At 55.8% G+C, this 16,684-nt stretch carries 17 protein-coding genes; 12 read left to right on the forward strand and 5 right to left on the reverse strand.

The genetic code is table 11. The features are described from left to right. Nucleotides 1–69 precede the first annotated feature (69 nt). From nagE to B4056_RS04350, 3 genes are all read left to right on the forward strand, one after another. Complete coding sequence (gene nagE / locus B4056_RS04340; RefSeq protein ID WP_039385758.1) at nucleotides 70–2,094, forward strand: N-acetylglucosamine-specific PTS transporter subunit IIBC; 2,025 nt, start codon at nucleotides 70–72, stop codon at nucleotides 2,092–2,094. 149 nt (nucleotides 2,095–2,243) lie between these two features. Then, nucleotides 2,244–3,914: a glutamine--tRNA ligase gene (glnS, locus tag B4056_RS04345; RefSeq protein WP_039383178.1), complete on the forward strand. Its 1,671-nt coding sequence runs from the start codon at nucleotides 2,244–2,246 to the stop codon at nucleotides 3,912–3,914. Nucleotides 3,915–4,149: 235 nt separating this feature from the next. Further along, entirely contained in the window at nucleotides 4,150–4,545 is a 396-nt protein-coding gene (locus B4056_RS04350) for a hypothetical protein (protein WP_094111649.1), read from the forward strand. Nucleotides 4,546–4,606: 61 nt separating this feature from the next. Here B4056_RS04350 and fur read toward each other — a convergent pair whose 3' ends face one another. From fur to ybfF, 4 genes are all read right to left on the reverse strand, one after another. Beyond that, nucleotides 4,607–5,053 carry a ferric iron uptake transcriptional regulator gene (gene fur / locus B4056_RS04355; protein WP_039383181.1) on the reverse strand — a complete coding sequence of 149 codons (447 nt, stop codon included), beginning with the start codon at nucleotides 5,051–5,053 and terminating at the stop codon, nucleotides 4,607–4,609. A gap of 356 nt (nucleotides 5,054–5,409) precedes the next feature. Further along, the gene (fldA, locus tag B4056_RS04360; protein ID WP_039383182.1) at nucleotides 5,410–5,940 is read right to left on the reverse strand and encodes a flavodoxin FldA; all 531 of its coding nucleotides are present in this window, start codon (nucleotides 5,938–5,940) and stop codon (nucleotides 5,410–5,412) included. Nucleotides 5,941–6,077: 137 nt separating this feature from the next. Beyond that, complete coding sequence (ybfE, locus tag B4056_RS04365; protein ID WP_039383184.1) at nucleotides 6,078–6,353, reverse strand: LexA regulated protein; 276 nt, start codon at nucleotides 6,351–6,353, stop codon at nucleotides 6,078–6,080. A 158-nt stretch (nucleotides 6,354–6,511) separates the two neighbouring features. Next, on the reverse strand, nucleotides 6,512–7,276 hold the full coding sequence (ybfF, locus tag B4056_RS04370) for an esterase (RefSeq protein ID WP_113654903.1): 765 nt from the start codon (nucleotides 7,274–7,276) through the stop codon (nucleotides 6,512–6,514). Nucleotides 7,277–7,519: 243 nt separating this feature from the next. Here ybfF and seqA point away from each other — a divergent pair, with 243 nt between their 5' ends. Both seqA and pgm read left to right on the forward strand, forming a co-directional pair. Continuing rightward, the gene (gene seqA / locus B4056_RS04375; RefSeq protein WP_039383187.1) at nucleotides 7,520–8,062 is read left to right on the forward strand and encodes a replication initiation negative regulator SeqA; all 543 of its coding nucleotides are present in this window, start codon (nucleotides 7,520–7,522) and stop codon (nucleotides 8,060–8,062) included. A 25-nt stretch (nucleotides 8,063–8,087) separates the two neighbouring features. Next, entirely contained in the window at nucleotides 8,088–9,728 is a 1,641-nt protein-coding gene (pgm, locus tag B4056_RS04380; protein WP_039383189.1) for a phosphoglucomutase (alpha-D-glucose-1,6-bisphosphate-dependent), read from the forward strand. 39 nt (nucleotides 9,729–9,767) lie between these two features. Here pgm and kdpE read toward each other — a convergent pair whose 3' ends face one another. Further along, nucleotides 9,768–10,442 carry a two-component system response regulator KdpE gene (gene kdpE, locus B4056_RS04385; protein ID WP_039383191.1) on the reverse strand — a complete coding sequence of 225 codons (675 nt, stop codon included), beginning with the start codon at nucleotides 10,440–10,442 and terminating at the stop codon, nucleotides 9,768–9,770. Nucleotides 10,443–10,679: 237 nt separating this feature from the next. Between kdpE and B4056_RS04390 the strand changes: the two genes are divergently transcribed. The 7 genes from B4056_RS04390 (at nucleotide 10,680) to pxpA (ending at nucleotide 16,655) form a co-directional block, all read left to right on the forward strand. Next, on the forward strand, nucleotides 10,680–10,880 hold the full coding sequence (locus B4056_RS04390; protein WP_094111652.1) for a YbfA family protein: 201 nt from the start codon (nucleotides 10,680–10,682) through the stop codon (nucleotides 10,878–10,880). Nucleotides 10,881–11,029: 149 nt separating this feature from the next. Next, a complete protein-coding gene (locus B4056_RS04395) occupies nucleotides 11,030–11,986 on the forward strand; it encodes a YbgA family protein (RefSeq protein WP_039383196.1) in 957 nt (318 codons plus the stop codon). Nucleotides 11,987–11,998: 12 nt separating this feature from the next. After that, a complete protein-coding gene (gene phrB / locus B4056_RS04400; RefSeq protein WP_288653935.1) occupies nucleotides 11,999–13,426 on the forward strand; it encodes a deoxyribodipyrimidine photo-lyase in 1,428 nt (475 codons plus the stop codon). 18 nt (nucleotides 13,427–13,444) lie between these two features. Beyond that, the gene (locus tag B4056_RS04405; RefSeq protein ID WP_039383201.1) at nucleotides 13,445–14,188 is read left to right on the forward strand and encodes a type 2 GTP cyclohydrolase I; all 744 of its coding nucleotides are present in this window, start codon (nucleotides 13,445–13,447) and stop codon (nucleotides 14,186–14,188) included. Between the two features lie 154 nt (nucleotides 14,189–14,342). Then, nucleotides 14,343–15,002: a 5-oxoprolinase subunit PxpB gene (gene pxpB, locus B4056_RS04410; protein WP_039383204.1), complete on the forward strand. Its 660-nt coding sequence runs from the start codon at nucleotides 14,343–14,345 to the stop codon at nucleotides 15,000–15,002. After that, nucleotides 14,996–15,928, forward strand: coding sequence for a 5-oxoprolinase subunit PxpC (gene pxpC, locus B4056_RS04415; RefSeq protein WP_039383205.1), 933 nt, complete (start codon nucleotides 14,996–14,998; stop codon nucleotides 15,926–15,928). Before pxpB ends, pxpC begins: the two co-directional genes overlap by 7 nt. Further along, nucleotides 15,918–16,655, forward strand: coding sequence for a 5-oxoprolinase subunit PxpA (gene pxpA / locus B4056_RS04420; RefSeq protein ID WP_094111655.1), 738 nt, complete (start codon nucleotides 15,918–15,920; stop codon nucleotides 16,653–16,655). The genes pxpC and pxpA overlap by 11 nt, the downstream gene beginning before the upstream one ends. Nucleotides 16,656–16,684 lie beyond the last annotated feature (29 nt).

Here is a 16,684-nt window from a genome sequence, read left to right on the forward strand (position 1 = left end):
GTGCCGGGATAATAAAACCAACCCGTACCAGGGGATACGCCAGTCTCATAGGGGGAGAACAAGGTGAGTATATTAGGCTATTTACAAAAAGTCGGCCGTGCGCTGATGGTGCCGGTGGCCACGCTGCCGGCGGCCGCTATCCTGATGGGGGTAGGCTACTGGATCGATCCCGACAGCTGGGGGGCAGGTAACGCACTGGCGGCACTGCTGATAAAGTCAGGCTCCGCGATTATCGACCATATGTCGGTACTGTTTGCGATTGGTGTCGCGTACGGTATGTCTAAGGATAAAGATGGCGCAGCGGCCCTGACCGGCTTTGTTGGCTTTCTTGTGGTGACCACGCTCTGTTCGCCTGCTGCAGTCGCTATGATCCAGAAAATGCCGCTTGAGCAGGTGCCTGCGGCGTTTGGCAAAATTGAAAACCAATTTGTCGGTATCATGGTGGGTATCCTTTCGGCGGAGATGTATAACCGCTTCAGCCATGTCGAACTGCCTAAAGCGCTCTCTTTCTTCAGCGGGCGTCGCCTGGTACCGATTCTGGTCTCCTTCCTGATGATTGTCGTGGCGTTTATCCTGATGTACGTCTGGCCGGTGATCTTCGGTGGTCTGGTAAGCTTTGGGGAACATATCCAGAAACTGGGTTCTGTCGGGGCGGGGGTATACGCCTTCTTTAACCGACTGCTGATCCCGGTTGGCCTGCACCACGCGCTCAATTCCGTGTTCTGGTTTGATGTTGCGGGTATTAACGACATTCCAAAATTCCTCGGCGGCGCGCAGTCTATTGCTAACGGCAGCGGCATTCCGGGTATTACGGGTCGCTACCAGGCAGGCTTCTTCCCGATCATGATGTTTGGCCTGCCGGGTGCGGCACTGGCTATCTATCACTGCTCGCGTCCTGAGAATCGGGCAAAAGTGGGCGGCATTATGCTGGCAGCCGCTTTTGCCGCATTCTTTACCGGTATCACTGAGCCGCTGGAATTCTCCTTTATGTTCGTGGCCCCGGTGCTCTATGTGATCCACGCGGTACTCACCGGTATTTCCGTGTTTATTGCGGCCAGCATGCAGTGGATTGCCGGCTTTGGCTTCAGCGCCGGCCTGGTAGATATGGTGCTCTCGTCGCGTAACCCGCTGGCGGTGCACTGGTGGATGCTGATCCCGCAGGGCCTGGTCTTCTTCGTGATCTATTACGTCGTCTTCCGTTTCACTATCCGCAAATTTAATCTGCTGACGCCGGGCCGCGAGCTGGCAGCGGATGATGAAACCGATGGTTATGATGTGAATGTCACGCCTGAAAGTAGCGGTGAAACGGCGACTGAATCGCTGGCGCGTCGCTATATTGCTGCCGTCGGCGGCTCTGAAAACCTGACGCATATTGATGCCTGTATCACGCGCCTGCGCCTGAACGTGAAAGATTCCGCACAGGTCAGCGAAGGTGTGGCAAAACGTATCGGCGCTTCAGGCGTTATTCGTCTTAATAAGCAGAGCGTGCAGATTATTGTGGGTACGCAGGCGGAGAGTATCGCTACTGCGATGAAGTCCGTATTGACCAAAGGCCCGGTGGCGGCCGCCAGCGCTGCGCCTGTGGCTAAACCGGTTGTGGCAGCAGCAGCGCCTGCGCCCGCGGCTACACATAAGGCGATTGCCACGCTGCTGGCACCGGTATCAGGTCATGTAGTGGCGCTGGATAAGGTGCCGGATGAAGCGTTCGCCAGCAAAGCGGTAGGTGATGGCCTGGCCATTCAGCCGTCGGATAGCCGCGTGGTGGCACCGATTGCCGGTACCATAGTGAAAATCTTCAATACCAATCACGCCTTCTGTCTGGAAACAGAGAGCGGCGTTGAGATAGTGGTGCATATGGGGCTGGACACCGTTGCGCTGGCAGGGCGCGGTTTTACCCGGCTGGTGGAAGAGGGCGCGACCGTTACCGCTGGCGAGCCGATCCTGGAGATGGATCTGGACTATCTGAACGCTCACGCGCGCTCGATGATCAGTCCGGTGGTGGTCAGCAACAGCGACGACTTCGCAGGTCTTACGCTGCTGGCAACCGGCACGGTCGTTGCCGGCGAAACGCCGCTCTATGAGGTGAAAAACTAACCCCGGGCGTCTAACCGATAAGGCAGGAAGCGATTCCTGCCTTTTTTGTTTTAAAAGCGCCAACAAACGGTTGTTTCCCTTCAGCGCTTTGTGGATCATACTCCGTTACTTCGAGGTAAAATCACCCGTTATTGTTTGAGGATTTTGAGATGAGTGAGGCTGAAGCCCGCCCAACGAACTTTATTCGTCAGATCATCGACGAAGATTTGGCGAGCGGTAAGCACAGTAGTGTGCATACCCGTTTCCCGCCAGAGCCCAATGGTTATCTGCATATTGGCCATGCAAAATCGATCTGCCTGAACTTTGGAATCGCACAGGATTATCAGGGGGAATGCAATCTGCGTTTCGATGATACCAATCCGGTTAAAGAGGATATGGAGTTCGTCGAGTCGATCAAAAATGATGTGCAATGGCTGGGCTTTGAGTGGAGTGGCAACATTCGTTACTCATCCGACTATTTTGATCAGCTGTTTAATTATGCTGTCGAGCTGATCAACAAAGGACTGGCGTACGTTGACGAACTGTCACCCGAGCAGATCCGCGAGTATCGCGGCACGCTGACGGCGCCGGGCAAAAACAGCCCGTATCGCGATCGCAGCGTCGAAGAGAACCTGGCGCTGTTCCGGAAAATGCGCGATGGTGGCTTTGAAGAGGGTAAGGCGTGCCTGCGTGCCAAAATCGATATGGCCTCCAGCTTTATTGTGATGCGCGATCCGGTGCTCTACCGCATTAAGTTTGCCGAGCACCATCAGACCGGTAACAAGTGGTGCATCTATCCGATGTACGATTTCACGCACTGCATCTCCGATGCGCTGGAAGGGATCACGCATTCGCTCTGTACGCTGGAGTTTCAGGATAACCGTCGCCTGTATGACTGGGTGCTGGATAACATCACGATTCCGGTGCATCCGCGGCAGTATGAATTTTCGCGCCTGAATCTGGAATATGCGGTGATGTCGAAGCGCAAGCTGACGCAGCTGGTGAGCGAGAAGCGGGTTGAAGGCTGGGACGATCCGCGCATGCTGACCGTTTCAGGCCTGCGCCGTCGTGGTTACAGCGCGGCATCAATTCGTGAGTTCTGCCGCCGCATCGGTATCACCAAACAGGACAATATCGTTGAGATGGCTTCGCTGGAGTCATGCATTCGTGACGACCTCAACGAAAATGCGCCGCGTGCTATGGCCGTGCTCGACCCGCTTAAAGTCGTGATTGAAAACCTGCCTGCCGGGCATGATGAGATCATCACCATGCCAAACCATCCCAACCGGCCGGAGATGGGAACGCGCGACGTGCCTTTCAGCCGCGAAGTGTGGATCGATCGCGCAGATTTCCGTGAAGAAGCTAACAAGCAGTATAAGCGTCTGGTACTGGGTAAAGAAGTGCGCCTGCGTAACGCTTATGTGATTCGCGCTGAGCGCGTGGCAAAAGATGAGGCGGGCAACATCACCTGCATCTATGCAACCTGCGATGTGGATACGCTGAGCAAAGACCCGGCTGATGGCCGCAAAGTAAAAGGGGTGATCCACTGGGTCTCCGCAATTCATGCGCTGCCCGCTGAGTTCCGCCTCTATGATCGTCTGTTCAGCGTGCCTAACCCGGGCGCGGCAGAGGATTTCCTCGCGACCCTGAATCCGGACTCGCTGCAGATCAAGCAGGGCTTTGTGGAGCCAGGACTGCGCGAAGCGGCAGCAACCTCGCCATACCAGTTCGAGCGTGAGGGCTACTTCTGCGCGGACAGCGTCTACTCGCAGCCATCAGCGCTGGTATTTAACCGCACGGTAGGCCTGCGTGATACCTGGGCGAAGATCGGCAGCGAATAATAACCGCTTCCGGCATCATAAAATTATATAAGGGCGAGCATTCGCCCTTTTTTATTATCCTCTTTTGCTTCCCGGCAACCATTTATTCTGCGTTAAATAAAATCGAGCTGGTATGCGGGTTTACGACTTGTCTGACTTTAAAAAAATTAACGCATTTGACCGTGTTAAATCCTTTTTTTCAGGTAGGCTATGCGCACTCCGGACTTGGTCTGTGGCTAGCAAAAAGGGAAAAATAATGACAAGCCTCGCTCAGGAAGCCAAACATAGCGTTGTGGTTTTACATCAGCTCATTGAACGTATTTTTAATCATGCGGATGTCAGCAACGATACCATGGGGCTGCTGCTGTCGCATTTCCATCCTGATTTCCGGATGGTTACGCCACAGGGCAGACAGCTGAATCTGAATGACGTTGAAGATCTTTTTCGCCGCCTGTGCGGACAGCGTGAAGGAGTGCGCATCGCGACCAGCGAACATGCAATCATTTCTGAGCAGCAAAAAGAGGTCACCATTCAGTATCGCGAACTGCAGATACTGAACGGCGAGAGCCACAGCCGTATTTCGCTGGCGGTGCTGGACTGCACAACGGAAAATCCGCGCTGGCGCTATCTGCAGGAGACACTGGTCGCCTGAACTGCAGCAACAAAAAAACCGGTGCCTGCACCGGTTTTTTTATTTTACAGCGTAGCTGACGTTATTTATCGTTATGCAGCGTTTCATCTTCCCGGCAGTCACCCACTTCGCAGTGACCATACAGATAGAGGCTATGGTTAGTAAGCTTAATGCCGTGGCGGGTCGCGATTTCGCGCTGGCGGGTTTCGATCGACTCATCGCTGAACTCAATCACTTTACCGCAGTCCAGGCAGATAAGATGATCGTGATGCTGCTGCTGCGTTAATTCAAAAACGGACTTGCCGCCTTCGAAGTTATGACGGGTTACAATGCCCGCGTCGTCAAACTGGTTCAGAACGCGATATACCGTGGCCAGACCAATCTCTTCGCCCATATCGATCAGGCGTTTGTACAAATCTTCCGCGCTGACGTGATGGCACTGGGGTTCCTGAAGCACTTCCAGAATCTTTAATCTGGGCAGCGTGACTTTCAGGCCAGCCTTTTTCAATGCGGAATTGTTGTCAGTCATGCGGATATTGTCCTGTTACTTTGCTAGTCATTTGCGGCTTAACAGCCTTGAATGTGTGGTTAACGCGCATTCTCATTTGCGTCTCATTATAGAACCGGGGCAGGCGAATAGAAACCAGGCAAATGCTAAAGAAATCACCAGAGGCGGGAGTAACGCTCTTGCTGTCGCCGGCGGGATTATACAGTGCTGGGTTCTCAGTTCACTCAGCCTCAGCCTGCTGACAGAGGAATAAGCCGTTAACCGTTGCGGGTATTCTACAGAATTGCAGGGAAAAGTTAAAAAAGCGTAGCTATTATTTTTATAGGCAATTCCGTTACCCGATGTTAACCGTGCCTGCATCGGGTAACGGCAACACATTATGCCTCAATAATTTCTTTAAGCTGCAGCTCATCAAAAATCTGCTTCACCCAGCCCTCGACGCGCGCATTCGTCAGCTCTGGCTGACGATCTTCATCGATGGCGAGCCCGAGGAAATGCTTCTCATCGGCCAGACCTTTGGAGGCTTCAAAGTGGTAACCTTCAACAGGCCAGTGGCCCACGATGATTGCGCCATTTGGCTCAATAATGTCGCGAATCGTACCCAGCGCATCGCAGAAGTACTCGGCATAATCTTCCTGGTCGCCACAGCCAAACAGTGCAACCAGCTTGCCATTGAAGTCAATCTCTTCCAGCGTCGGGAAAAAGTCATCCCAGTCGCACTGCGCCTCACCATAATACCAGGTAGGAATACCCAGCAGCAGAATATCAAACGCTTCCAGATCTTCTTTCGTGCTCTTAGCAATGTCATGCACTTCGGCGACATCTTTACCCAGTTGTTTCTGGATCATCTTTGCAATGTTTTCAGTGTTGCCGGTATCGCTGCCGAAGAAAATGCCTACGATTGCCATGGGTTAGGTAGCCTCTTAAATCCTGAATGTGAGAGTAAGTCAACAGACTATACAGATAAGCGAATGATAGCAGACCCTGAAAAAGCGCGGAACGCGCAAAGCGCAGAGTTTGTGTTCCAGTGTGCGGTCTGCATAAATTATATGAGTTTGAGCTGCGTCAGCAGCATCTGCTCAATCAGCTCGCTGCGGCTGATATTTTGCTGCTCAGCCAGCGTATTGAGCGCGTCAACCGCTTCGCCGGACATTTTGAGCTCCACGCGCCGTAGCCCACGAACCTTATCGCGTTTAAGCTGATTGCGCTTATTAATGCGCAGCTGCTCATCGCGCGACAGCGGGCTGGTTTTCGGGCGGCCCGGTCGTCGCTCGTCTGCAAAGAGATCAAGCGTGGTACGGTCTGTCTGTTCTTTTGCCATGATTTGCGAAACTGAGTGGGCGCGAACGGCGCCGCGCGATTAAACACATTATCGGCCAGCCACAGTGTCTGACCACCGTGGCAAAATTTTAGCGCGACATCATACTCCAGCGTCAGACGCGACGCCAATCTTAAACATAGCGCAGTAAGCTTTTGCTTTCAGAGCGTAAAAAAGCGCCGCACGGCACGTAACACGGCATCAGGCTTCTCTGCATGCACCCAGTGCCCGGCACCGGCAATGACCTGCGCCCGCGCCTCAGGAAACTGGGCCAGCAGCGCGGCCCGATAGTGATTATCCAGATAAGGAGAGTCGCCGCCGCGAATAAACAGCGCCGGATGAGCCGAGGCGGGAATAGGTTCCCAGCCCGATATCGTCGCGTAGTTATCCCATAATACCGGCACGTTAAACCGCCATTCTTCTTCAGCAAAGGACTTCAGGATAAACTGAATGATCCCCTCTTCAGGGATAAACTGTCGCATCACCGCTGCGGCTTCACTGCGGCGCGTCACGCCGGCTGCGGATACCGCGCGAATCGCCGCAAAGATCTCATCGTGCCGGCGCGTCTGATAGTCAACGGGAGCGATATCAATCAGCACCAGCTTGCCAACGCGTTCAGGCGCCAGCGCACTCAGTGCCATAGCGATTTTGCCCCCCATCGAGTGGCCAATCACATCAACCTGCGTGATCTGCCGCGCATCCAGCGTATCAACCATATCCTGCGCCATTGCAGCATAGCTCATGCTGTTGCTGCGCGCCGATAAACCGTGGTTGCGCACATCCACCTGCAGCGTAGTACGCGCATCGGCTACGCCACGCGCCAGCCCGCCAAGGTTATCCAGGCTGCCGAACAGGCCATGGATAAGCAAAACCGGTGCGCTGTGAGAATCAGATTGTGCAGTTTGCAGACGGGTATTCAAAATCATGGCTAAAGTTCTTACAGTTGAGAGCGTGGGTTAGGGTATCATGATTCTACCTGTCCGGGTGGCGGTCGCCAGGTATTAGGGCATATTCTGACTTTTGCCCGTAAACGTTGCCAGCGCTATCAGCTATTGCGGATTTAACTTTATAATCAATATGTCAGATCCCAGGCTCTCTGCGTGCCCGCTACCGGTAAGGGCGTTGCAGAATGCGGGATTCTGCTAGTTGCCAGACTCGTACGGAATAAGATGAAAACGATTGAAGTTGACGAAGAACTCTACCGTTATATTGCCAGCCACACGCAGCACATCGGTGAAAGCGCCTCAGACATACTGCGTCGCATGCTGAAATTTACCGCCAGCTCGCGCGCTGCAGCAGCGCCAGCAGTAACGGCCCCGGTAAAAGAGGCGACAGCAGCAGCAGAGCCTGAAGCGCGTCCGCAGGACCGCGTGCGTGCCATGCGCGAGCTGATGCTGTCAGATGAGTATGCCGAGCAGAAAAAAGCGGTTAACCGCTTTATGCTGATTTTGTCAACGCTCTATCGTCTCGATCCTGATGCATTTGCCGATGCAACCGCATCGCTGCAGGGACGTACGCGCGTCTATTTTGCCGGTGATGAGCATACGCTGCTGCAAAATGGCACGCATACCAAACCTAAGCATGTGCCAGGTACACCTTACTGGGTCATCACAAACACCAATACAGGCCGTAAATGCAGCATGGTGGAGCACATCATGCTGGCTATGCAGTTCCCTCCGGAGCTGACAGAGAAAGTTTGCGGCACCATTTAAACTGAAGCGTCAGGGAGAAGCGCCAATGGCCAATCACCCCCGTGCCGGGCAGCCTGCCCAGCAGAGCGATTTGATTAACGTTGCACAATTAACCTCGCAGTATTACGTCCTGAAGCCGGATGCGGCTAACCCGGACCATGCGGTGAAATTTGGCACATCTGGCCACCGCGGCAGCGCGGGACGTCACAGCTTCAATGAAGAGCACATTCTGGCTATCGCACAGGCGATCGCCGAAGAGCGCAAAAAGAACGGTATTACGGGTCCATGCTACGTGGGCAAAGATACGCACGCGCTTTCTGAGCCCGCTATTCTGTCAGTACTGGAAGTGCTGGCGGCGAACGGTGTGGATGTCATCGTGCAGCAGGATAACGGCTACACGCCAACGCCCGCTATCTCCAATGCTATTCTGGAGCATAACAAACGCGGCGGCGCGCAGGCTGACGGCATTGTGATCACCCCTTCACACAATCCACCGGAAGATGGCGGCATTAAATACAATCCGCCAAACGGTGGACCGGCTGATACCAACGTCACAAAAGTGGTGGAAGATCGCGCTAACCAGTTGATCAAAGGCGGTCTGCAGGATGTGAAACGTCTGCCGCTGGATCAGGCGTGGCAGAGCGGCCACATTGTTGAGCAGGATCTGATTCAGCCTTATGTTGAAGGACTGGCGCAGGTTATCGACTTCCCGGCGATTCAGAAAGCGGGACTGAAAATTGGCGTAGATCCGCTTGGCGGCTCAGGTATGGCTTACTGGCAGCGTATCGCTGAGCATTACAACCTCGATCTGACCATCGTTAATGACGCTATCGACCAGACCTTCCGCTTCATGCATCTGGATAAAGATGGCGTGGTGCGCATGGACTGTTCATCAGAGTGCGCGATGGCGGGTCTGCTGGCGTATAAAGACAAGTTTGATCTGGCCTTCGGCAACGATCCCGATTATGACCGTCACGGTATTGTCACGCCAGCTGGCCTGATGAATCCAAACCACTACCTGGCCGTCGCTATCAACTATCTTTTCCAGCATCGTCCGCAGTGGGGTAGTGATGTTGCCGTGGGCAAAACGCTGGTCTCCAGTGCGATGATCGACCGCGTGGTTAATGATATCGGGCGCAAGCTGGTAGAAGTACCGGTGGGCTTTAAGTGGTTCGTTGATGGCCTGTTCGACGGCAGCTTTGGCTTTGGCGGCGAAGAGAGCGCGGGGGCTTCCTTCCTGCGTTTTGATGGTTCAGCCTGGTCAACGGATAAAGATGGCATTATTCTCTGCCTGCTGGCCGCTGAAATCACGGCGGTGACCGGTAAAAATCCGCAGCAGCACTATGATGAGCTGGCGGAGCGCTTTGGTGCGCCAAGCTACAATCGTCTGCAGGCGTCTGCGACCTCGGCACAGAAAGCCGCGCTGTCAAAGCTGTCACCAGAGATGGTCAGCGCTGATACGCTGGCGGGCGATCCGATTACCGCACGCCTGACGGCTGCTCCGGGTAACGGCGCATCTATTGGCGGACTGAAAGTCATGACGGAGAACGGCTGGTTTGCCGCGCGTCCGTCCGGCACTGAAGATGCTTACAAGATTTACTGCGAAAGCTTCCTTGGCGCTGAGCATCGCGAGCTGATTGAGAAAGAAGCGGTGGAAATTGTCAGCGAAGTTCTGAAGAACGCCTGAGGGTGATACAGTGAAAAGGGCCGCTGCTGCGGCCTTTTTTTATGGCATAAAACGGTAGCCGATACCGGTTTCCGTCAGCAGGTGAGCAGGCTGCGTCGGGTTTTCTTCGAGCTTCTGACGCAGGTGGCCCATATAGATGCGCAGATAGTGGCTGTGTTCCACCGCATTGGGGCCCCAGACCTGATTCAGCAGCTGGCGCTGCGTCAGCACCTTGCCGGCGTTATTCAGCAGCAGACTGAGCAGGCGAAACTCGGTTGGCGTCAGATGCACTTCCTGACCGCTGCGGGTGATACGGCGTGCAGCCAGGTCAACGCAGACTTCACCAAACAGCACGCGCGCATCGGGCTGACTGCCCTGATGACGACGTAAAGCCACCCGCACCCTGGCCAGCAGTTCGCCAATGCCAAACGGTTTTGTCAGATAATCATCCGCACCCGCGTCCAGCGCTGCGATCTTATCCTGCTCGTCACTGCGGGCTGAAAGCACAATAACCGGCATAGTGCTCCACTGGCGTACTTCACGAATAAACGCGATGCCATCACCGTCAGGCAGGCCGAGATCGAGGATCGCCAGATCGGGCTTGCGCGTTGCCGCTTCAATCAGACCACGCTGCAGCTGTTCAGCTTCAACAATTTTTACGCCTTCACTCTCTAACGCCAGACGTACAAAACGGCGGATCTCTTTTTCATCTTCCACAATCAAAATGGTTGTCACGTGGGCTCCTGCGACACGGTTTTCTCTACTTTAGCAATAAACCGCAGCGGCGTCCGCGCAGCGATTTACCCCAATAAAATAACCCGTTATTCACACCGTTGTAACGCCATTCTGTGGAGCGGGAAAATGGTCAAAAAAAGTTCAGAATAAGTGGTCTGATGAGTAGCAAAAGTGAGCAGCCAGGAGTAATATTTGCGGCAGATCACACTTTACAACAGATTGCTCAGGAGGAACGCAATGGATAAACGCTATTCACTGCCAAAAATCGTTATACGGCGCACGCTGGTGCTGATTGCAGGCGTTGCGGCGCTTCCTTTTATGCTATTTCGCCGCGATCGTGCGCGTTTTTATAGCTACCTGCACCGTATCTGGTGCAAAACCAGTACTAAGCCGGTATGGCTGGCGCAGTCCGAGGTGGCAGGCGGTATTTACTGGTAACAGAGTTTTTTATGACTGAGGCGGACGCTTTTACCCAAAGCGCCCGCTTTTTTTGACAAAATTTTCCTTATAGCGCCTGCTACATCCTGCCATTCATCACCATTTGCGCTACACTTAAACCTCTACAAGATTCTGGAGGTTGTACAAGTATGAGCGAGAAAATTCCTGTCGGCATCAGTGCCTGCCTGCTCGGGGATAGCGTCCGATTTGATGGCGGCCACAAGCGTTTTGCCTTTGCAACGGACGAACTCGCGCAATTTGTGCGCTATGAGCCCGTCTGTCCTGAAATGGCTATCGGCCTGCCCACACCGCGTCCGGCATTGAGGCTGGTGAAGCAGGGCGACGATCAGATCCATATCTGTTTCAGCAAAGATGACAATCAGGAAGTCACCAGCGAAATGCGCAGCTGGTCAGCGGAGCGCGTCAAATCGCTGCACCATCTTTGCGGCTATATTCTCTGCGCCAAATCACCCAGCTGCGGTCTGGAGCGGGTGCGCGTTTACGATCCTGCCACAAACAATAATCGCAAATCGGGCATCGGCATCTTTACCTCTTTTTTACAGCAGGAGATGCCCTGGCTGCCGCTGGAAGAGGATGGCCGCCTGCATGATCCGGTTCTGCGCGAAAACTTCACCGGGCGCGTATTTGCGCTGCATGAGTTCAACGAAATGTGGCGCAGCGGACTGACGCGGCACAAACTGATCGCCTTTCACAGCCGGTACAAACTGCTGCTGCTGTCGCACGCGCAGGACGCCTATCGCGAACTGGGACGCTTTGTGGCCGCTATGGATAAATGGGCGTCGCTGGAAGAGTATGCGTTTGAGTACCGTAACCGGCTGATGCAGCTAATGTCGCATCGCGCATCGCGCCGCAATCACACTAATGTGCTGATGCATGTACAGGGCTATTTCCGGCCAAAACTCAGCTCTCCTCAGCGTCAGGAACTGGCGCAGCTGATCGATCGCTATCGCTGTGGCGTTCAGCCGCTGCTGGCCCCTATTACTATGCTGAAACACTACATGGCTGAGTATCCGCATCCCTGGCTGGCGCAGCAGCGCTATTTCGATCCCTACCCGGAAGCACTGCGCCTGCGTTACGGACAATAAGGACAAGGCCCCATGACCACACACCTGCTCTGGCTGCGCAACGATCTGCGTATTAACGATAACAGCGCGCTGGCGGCAGCGTGTCATGATAAAAAGGCTGACGTCATGGCGCTGTTTATCGCCACGCCGAAACAGTGGCGGCAGCATAGCATGTCAGCAAAACAGGCGACCTTTATTCATCAGAACCTGTGTGAGCTGCAGCAGGCGCTGGCGGAACGCGGCATTCCGCTGCATTTTCATCAGTGCGATGATTTTGCTGCTTCGGTTAATTACCTGAGCGACTTCTGCAAAACGCATCGGGTGGATGCGCTGTTTTACAACTATCAGTATGAAATTAACGAGCGCGAGCGCGACGCTGCCGTCGAAAAACAGCTGGATGAGCAGGGTATTACCTGTCAAGGATTTGATGACAGCCTGCTGCTGCCGCCGGGTAGCGTGCAGACCGGCAATAATACGACGTTCAAAGTCTTCACGCCGTTCAGCAAAGCGTTTGTAAAACGGCTGCAGAAGGGGATGCCAGAGTGCCATAGCGCTCCTGCCGCGCGCGGTGATGCGCCGCTGAAAAGCCTGAAAAAGATCCCCGCATTTGATTATCCGACTGAAAAACCCGATGAAAAGCTGTTTCCGGCCGGCGAACAGGCGGCGTTAAAACGCCTGCGCGCCTTCGCCAGACAGCCGGTACTGGATTATCCCTTAGAGCGCGATACACCTGCCAGCGACGGGACCAGCCAGCTGTCAGCCTATCTCTCAACCGGCGTACTCTCACCCCGGCAGTGTCTGCATCGGATTGTGAAAGAGCATGCTGATGCGCTGAAAGGAGGAAAAGCCTTTACCTGGATCAGTGAGCTGATCTGGCGGGAATTCTATCGCCATCTGATCGTGGCCTATCCGGCGCTCTGTAAACATCAGCCGTTTATCGACTGGACCCATCACGTCAGCTGGCAGAAAGACAGCGCCCATTTTGACGCCTGGAAAGCGGGCAAAACCGGCTATCCCATCGTTGATGCAGGTATGCGCCAGATGAACAGCATTGGCTGGATGCACAACCGGCTGCGCATGATCACCGCCAGCTTTCTGGTAAAAGATCTGCTTATCGACTGGCGGCAGGGCGAGCGCTACTTTATGGAACAGCTGATTGACGGTGATTTCGCTGCTAACAACGGCGGCTGGCAGTGGGCAGCCTCTACCGGCACCGATCCCGTTCCCTATTTCCGTATCTTCAACCCGACAACCCAGGGTGAACGGTTCGATAAGCAGGGCGCATTTATCCGGCAGTGGCTGCCGGAGCTGAAAGATGTGCCCGACAGCGATATTCATCAGCCGCACGTCTGGGCGAAGAAAAATAACAAGAAACTCGATTATCCCCTGCCAATCGTGGAACATAAGGCGGCACGCAAAAAGACATTAGACGCCTTTGAACGCGCACGCGGCGCGGCCTGAGGCGATGACGGAGCCTTTATGAATAACATTGAGCTGGAAAAGATCGTTAACCAGCAGCTAAACAGCAGCGCGTTTAGCGACTATGCACCTAACGGACTGCAGGTTGAGGGACGCAGTGAAGTCAGAAGAGTGGTTACCGGCGTTACGGCCTGCCAGGCGCTGCTGGATGAAGCGGTAAAGCGGAATGCCGATGCCGTTCTGGTACACCACGGCTATTTCTGGAAAAACGAAGCCCCGGCAATAAAAGGCATGAAACGACAGCGTCTGCGCACGCTGCTGGCTAACGATATTAATCTCTATGGCTGGCATCTGCCGCTGGATGCGCATCCGCAGCTGGGGAATAACGCGCAGCTGGCGCGCCTGTTTGATATCGACGTCAGGGGTGAAATCGAGCCGCTGCTGCCCTGGGGTGAGCTGCGCACGCCGCTCAGCGGCAGCGACCTGGCAGAAAAAATCGCGCAGCGTCTGGGACGCACGCCGCTGCACTGCGGTGATAACGCACCCGCGCTGATCAAACGCGTGGCCTGGTGCAGCGGCGGTGGTCAGGGCTTTATCGACAACGCGGCCGCGGCCGGCGTTGACGCCTTTATTACGGGCGAAGTCTCTGAGCAGACCATTCACAGCGCGCGCGAACAGGGGCTGCACTTTTTCGCCGCGGGCCATCACGCGACCGAGCGCGACGGTATCAAAGCGCTGGGTGAGTGGCTGGCGCAGCATTACCACCTCGATGTTACCTTTATCGATATCGACAATCCTGCCTGATTTTTCTCTCTCTGCGTCCGCTCGCCGGGCGCAAACTGGTTGACACATCTCCGCCACTTTTGCATAACCTATTGAACCTGAGCAGCTATGTGAAAGGTTTATCGTGCCGCAGCACGTCTGCCGGCGCGCGTTATTCACGATCGGGAGGTGGGTTTTGCAACAGGCACGTTGTTATTTACTGGGAGAGCGGGCGGTTGTACTGGAACTGGCGCCGCCGGTTTCGCTCGCCAGTCAGCAGCGCATCTGGGGATTATGTGAACGACTGCAGCAGGATGAGCAGGTGCAGGAGGTGATCCCCGGTATGAACAACCTCACGCTGATACTGCGCGAGTCACAAATTGATGCGCAGGACGCCATTGAGCGTCTGCAGCGCTGGTGGGAAGAGGGTGAAGAGCAGCTGCAGAATAATCCCCGGCTGATTGAGATCCCGGTGGTGTATGGTGGCAGTGCCGGACCCGATCTGTCAGAAGTGGCAGATCGCGCCGGGCTGACGCCGCCGCAGGTGGTAGAGCTGCACAGCAGCGCAGACTACATTGTCTATTTTCTTGGCTTCCAGCCTGGTTTCCCCTATCTGGGCGGCCTGGATACGCGACTGCATACGCCGCGTCGCGCCGAGCCGCGCGTGGCCGTCCCGGCTGGTTCAGTGGGGATTGGCGGCAGTCAGACCGGTATCTATCCGCTGGCTGCCCCCGGCGGCTGGCAGCTGATTGGCCATACGCCACTCAGCCTGTTTGATCCGCTTAAGCAGCCGCCCACGCTGATGCGCCCCGGCGATCGCGTTCGGTTTGTGCCGCAGAAGGAGGGCATATGCTGAATATTTTACGCGCCGGGTTAATGACCTCGGTACAGGATCGCGGGCGGCACGGCTGGCGTCAGCTGGGCGTCAGCCTGAGCGGTGCGCTGGATGAGCCCTCCATGCGTACCGCAAATATGCTGGTGGGTAACAGCGAGAACAGCGCGGTACTGGAGATTGTGCTGGGTCAGTTCAGGGCGGAGTTTCAGCGCGACGGCTGGTTTGCGCTGACGGGAGCCGCCTGTAACGCTGAGCTGGATGGCAAGCCGGTCTGGACCGGATGGCGCCTGCCGGTGCGGCGTGGTCAGGTTCTTACGCTATCCATGCCAACCAGCGGCATGCGCAGTTATCTGGCGGTAAACGGCGGGTTTGCGGTAGCAGAAATGCTGGGCTCGCACAGCACCGATCTGAAAGCTGCATTTGGCGGCTGGCAGGGCCGCAGGCTGCAGGATGGCGATCGTCTGCCGCTGGGCGAGCCAACCCGCCGCTTCAGCCAGCCGGCGGGTGTGCGCCAGCTGCTGTGGGGGAACCGCATTCGTGCGCTGCCGGGTCCGGAATATAGCGAATTTACCCAGGAGGCGCAGGAGGCATTCTGGCGTAACCCGTGGAAACTGAGCCCGCAGAGTAACCGCATGGGATATCGCCTGCAGGGCGACAGCCTGCAGCGGACCGCCACGCGCGATCTGCTCTCACATGGTCTGGTGCCTGGCGTGGTACAGGTGCCGCCAAACGGCCAGCCTATTGTGCTGATGGCGGATGCACAGACCACCGGCGGCTATCCGCGGATCGCCTGCATCATCGAGGCGGATATTTATCAGCTGGCGCAAATCCGGCTCGGCGAACCGATTCACTTTATTCCGTGTACGCTGGAGGAGGCGCTGCTGGCGAAACAGCAGCAGCAGCGCGCGCTGGATCAGATAGCCTGGGGGCTTACGCATGAAAATTGATCTGAATGCCGATCTCGGCGAAGGCAGCAGCAGCGATCGGGAACTGCTGACGCTGGTAAGCTCTGCCAATATCGCCTGCGGTTTTCACGCCGGTGATGCGCAGACTATGCTGCAATCGGTGCGCTGGGCCAATGCGTCAGGGGTGGCGATTGGCGCTCATCCCGGCTTTCCCGACCGCGAGAACTTCGGCCGCACGGCGATGCAGCTGCCGCCGGAAACAGTCTATGCCCAGATGATCTATCAGATTGGCGCGCTGAAAAGCATGACGGAAAGTGAAGGCGCGCGGCTGTTTCACGTTAAGCCGCACGGCATGCTCTATAACCAGGCCGCCGCCGATCCGCAGCTCGCTGACGCGATTGCCCGGGCAGTACGGGCGGTGGATGCTCAGCTTATTCTGGTTGGCCTGGCGGGCAGCGAGTTGATTGCGGCAGGTGCCCGGTATGGCCTGCGCACCCGCGAAGAGGTGTTTGCCGATCGCGGCTATCTGGCGAGCGGGGCGCTGGTGCCGCGCAGCCAGCCAGGCGCGCTGATTGAGGATGCCGGCCAGGCGCTGGCGCAGACGCTGGCTATGGTAAAGCAGCAGCAGGTGCAAAGCGTGAGCGGTGAGTGGGTCGCCGTCAACGCGGAGACGGTCTGCCTGCACGGTGATGGCGCACACGCGCTGCAGTTTGCCCGTACGCTGCGTGCCGCGTTTGCTGCTGAGCAGATTGCCGTCAGCAGCGCATAACGTCCCTTTTTCGCCCGGCCTGCTACGGC

It is taken from the genome of Pantoea sp. UBA7232, from assembly GCF_002473195.1.
In the GTDB taxonomy this organism is placed as follows: Bacteria; Pseudomonadota; Gammaproteobacteria; order Enterobacterales; family Enterobacteriaceae; genus Pantoea; species Pantoea eucrina.

Excerpts from the sequence above, each read along its gene's own strand:
- B4056_RS04395 (WP_039383196.1), top strand. The coding sequence starts at position 11,030 with ATGAGCGAGAAAATTCCTGTCGGCATCAGTGCCTGCCTGCTCGGGGAT.
- phrB (WP_288653935.1), top strand. The coding sequence starts at position 11,999 with ATGACCACACACCTGCTCTGGCTGCGCAACGATCTGCGTATTAACGAT.
- pgm (WP_039383189.1), top strand. The coding sequence starts at position 8,088 with ATGGCCAATCACCCCCGTGCCGGGCAGCCTGCCCAGCAGAGCGATTTG.
- ybfF (WP_113654903.1), bottom strand. The coding sequence starts at position 7,276 with ATGATTTTGAATACCCGTCTGCAAACTGCACAATCTGATTCTCACAGC.
- glnS (WP_039383178.1), top strand. The coding sequence starts at position 2,244 with ATGAGTGAGGCTGAAGCCCGCCCAACGAACTTTATTCGTCAGATCATC.
- seqA (WP_039383187.1), top strand. The coding sequence starts at position 7,520 with ATGAAAACGATTGAAGTTGACGAAGAACTCTACCGTTATATTGCCAGC.
- ybfE (WP_039383184.1), bottom strand. The coding sequence starts at position 6,353 with ATGGCAAAAGAACAGACAGACCGTACCACGCTTGATCTCTTTGCAGAC.
- pxpC (WP_039383205.1), top strand. The coding sequence starts at position 14,996 with ATGCTGAATATTTTACGCGCCGGGTTAATGACCTCGGTACAGGATCGC.
- pxpA (WP_094111655.1), top strand. The coding sequence starts at position 15,918 with ATGAAAATTGATCTGAATGCCGATCTCGGCGAAGGCAGCAGCAGCGAT.
- B4056_RS04390 (WP_094111652.1), top strand. The coding sequence starts at position 10,680 with ATGGATAAACGCTATTCACTGCCAAAAATCGTTATACGGCGCACGCTG.
- B4056_RS04350 (WP_094111649.1), top strand. The coding sequence starts at position 4,150 with ATGACAAGCCTCGCTCAGGAAGCCAAACATAGCGTTGTGGTTTTACAT.
- fldA (WP_039383182.1), bottom strand. The coding sequence starts at position 5,940 with ATGGCAATCGTAGGCATTTTCTTCGGCAGCGATACCGGCAACACTGAA.
- B4056_RS04405 (WP_039383201.1), top strand. The coding sequence starts at position 13,445 with ATGAATAACATTGAGCTGGAAAAGATCGTTAACCAGCAGCTAAACAGC.
- fur (WP_039383181.1), bottom strand. The coding sequence starts at position 5,053 with ATGACTGACAACAATTCCGCATTGAAAAAGGCTGGCCTGAAAGTCACG.